The sequence below is a fragment of the uncultured Phenylobacterium sp. genome, assembly GCF_902826855.1.
GTDB lineage: Bacteria > Pseudomonadota > Alphaproteobacteria > Caulobacterales > Caulobacteraceae > Phenylobacterium.
In genome coordinates, this window is the sequence record NZ_CADEGK010000201.1 from 6,040 (window position 1) to 7,941 (window position 1,902).

3 protein-coding genes and 1 pseudogene (1 of these 4 only partly in view) are annotated in these 1,902 nt (G+C 67.1%); all 4 read right to left on the bottom strand.

What is annotated here, in order from left to right:
- A pseudogene (gene galE, locus QZV94_RS20565) lies at window positions 1-154 on the bottom strand (UDP-glucose 4-epimerase GalE) (it extends 874 nt beyond the left edge of the window).
- 37 nt (window positions 155-191) lie between these two features.
- Entirely contained in the window at window positions 192-584 is a 393-nt protein-coding gene (locus tag QZV94_RS20570) for a hypothetical protein (protein ID WP_293681272.1), read from the bottom strand.
- Entirely contained in the window at window positions 509-1,171 is a 663-nt protein-coding gene (locus QZV94_RS20575; protein ID WP_293681275.1) for a hypothetical protein, read from the bottom strand. The genes QZV94_RS20570 and QZV94_RS20575 overlap by 76 nt, the downstream gene beginning before the upstream one ends.
- A gap of 129 nt (window positions 1,172-1,300) precedes the next feature.
- Entirely contained in the window at window positions 1,301-1,738 is a 438-nt protein-coding gene (locus QZV94_RS20580; RefSeq protein WP_293681278.1) for a hypothetical protein, read from the bottom strand.
- Between the last annotated feature and the right edge of the window lie 164 nt (window positions 1,739-1,902).

Consider the following 1,902-nt stretch of genomic DNA (forward strand, 5'->3'; position numbering starts at 1 on the left):
CCCAGAGGACAGCTGAGACGTGACCATTCACCAGGTTGTCGTAAGCGATCGGCCTGTAGCCCGCGGCCGCGAGGGCCTTGCAGGTGTGCGAGCCGATATAGCCCGCGCCGCCCGTCACGAGGACATTGGCGGTCTCGCGCTCCTGAGGCTTCATTCAGGTCAGCCTCGGCCCGCTGCCCGCGCAGGCCGTTTCACGGCCGGCCACGCGGCAGAACGCCTTTGCCTTCCACGACGCGCCAGCGGGGTCTGCCGAGGCCGTGAGGCCACGGCCACACTTCGTTGTCGTTGAAGTAGATGACCTCCTTCAGCTGGGGAAACTCGGGTCGCGGCGCGGTTACGTCCCCCATCCAGCGGCCCACGTATTCGGGGCTGCCGTCGTACGCGAGCTCGGCGACGGTGATCGGCTTGCCAAAGGGAGCCGTCAGCTCGTAGCCCTGCCTGACGCTCTCGGCGAAGGTGCGCGGCCGGCCGTACTCGATCATGTCGAACTTCTCGAGGCCGAAGACGCTCAGGCCCACGACATCGACGTAGTCCGCACCCGGATAGTAGTTGGCCAGGGTCTTCTCGCCCCTGGGCGACCACATGTCCTGGCCTTGGAAGTCACCTCGCGGATCAGACCCGCCATTCGCCGGAAGGCGGTGACGAAGTCGGGGCCACGCCACCCCGCCCACGTGAAGCGGCTGTAGGGATTGTCCATCTCCTGGGCCCAACGGATCGTCACCGGGCTCCTGAAGGTCTTCAACACGTCGAGGATCGCGCGCATGTTCATATCGCGCCGGCCGGACAGAACGGCGTTGCGCAGCTGCGCCGGCGTGGTGTTCCAGTTCTGCGCCCACGTCCAAGGCTCGATCGTCACCAGAATGTTGCGGCGCCGCGCCAAGGCGTAGGCGTCCGCGTCCGGCAGGGGTGTCAGATCAACGTCTTCCCAGGGCAGGAAGAGGTGCTCGGTCGCGATGGCGCGCTCATCCTGGAAGTCGCTGTAGGGGTCGTAGGCCCCGAGTTTCAGACTGGCGCCGTGGATGATCGGACGCTTGTCCTTGGGAACGACCGACCCAGCGCCACTGATCTGCGCCAGCGCCGGAGCCCCGACCAGGGCCGGCGCGACAAGGCCTGCACTCAGGGAACTGCGCAGAAGGACTCGCCGCGAAACCTCATTTGCCCCGTCGCCCATGACCACAATCTCGCACCTCTTGTTCGGAAGTGTCGGTGCCCCGGAACGCGGGCTCGCTCATTGATCTCGGTCACACCCATCGAGCAAAGCGTCTTGAGGGGACGGGACCTCTCGCCGGCGCGCCTACGCTCAGCGAGGCCGGCCGGCCTCGGAGCGCCGCTCGTCGCGAAGGTCGCCCGCTGGAGCGTTGGGTCCGAACCCATACCATTCGAAATGCAGCCGGTACGTGAGCTGACGCTGGTGGCCAGCGCCGGCCGGCGTGGCGCGGACTTCCGTGACGGTGAAGGCGCGGATGCCCGCGTTCATGGCCGACAGGCCATGGGCTCCGTTCTCGTACGCCGCGAGCGCAATCAGGGACGCCACGCCGAGCACCGACAGTGCGCTCGTCACGCCGCTGGGATTGAGCGGAAACACCGGCCGGCGGTTCTCGCGCGCGTGTAAGGTCAGGATCAGGATGACGAGGCCGCCGTAACCGGCGGCGTTCGCCAGGTTGAAGATGTAGAAGCCGGCCGCCGTCCCAGGGTCTCCGACCAGCCAGGCGCAGCTCGCCGACAGCGCGGCCAGCATCACGTACGGCGCGATGAACCGGAAAGGGACAGCCTCGGTGTGGCGTACGGCCTTCGGGGTTATGCGGAAGTCGAGCCTACTGCCGGAAACACAGTCCCACACCGCCGTGAGCGATCCGAGCAGCGCCCAGGGCTATCTCCGGAAGATGAAGGCGGTCCCCTCCC

What these genes read in the sequence shown, in the direction of transcription:
- QZV94_RS20575 (WP_293681275.1), bottom strand. Translation starts at nt 1,171, where the DNA reads ATGGGCGACGGGGCAAATGAGGTTTCGCGGCGAGTCCTTCTGCGCAGT.
- QZV94_RS20580 (WP_293681278.1), bottom strand. Translation starts at nt 1,738, where the DNA reads ATGCTGGCCGCGCTGTCGGCGAGCTGCGCCTGGCTGGTCGGAGACCCT.
- QZV94_RS20570 (WP_293681272.1), bottom strand. Translation starts at nt 584, where the DNA reads ATGTGGTCGCCCAGGGGCGAGAAGACCCTGGCCAACTACTATCCGGGT.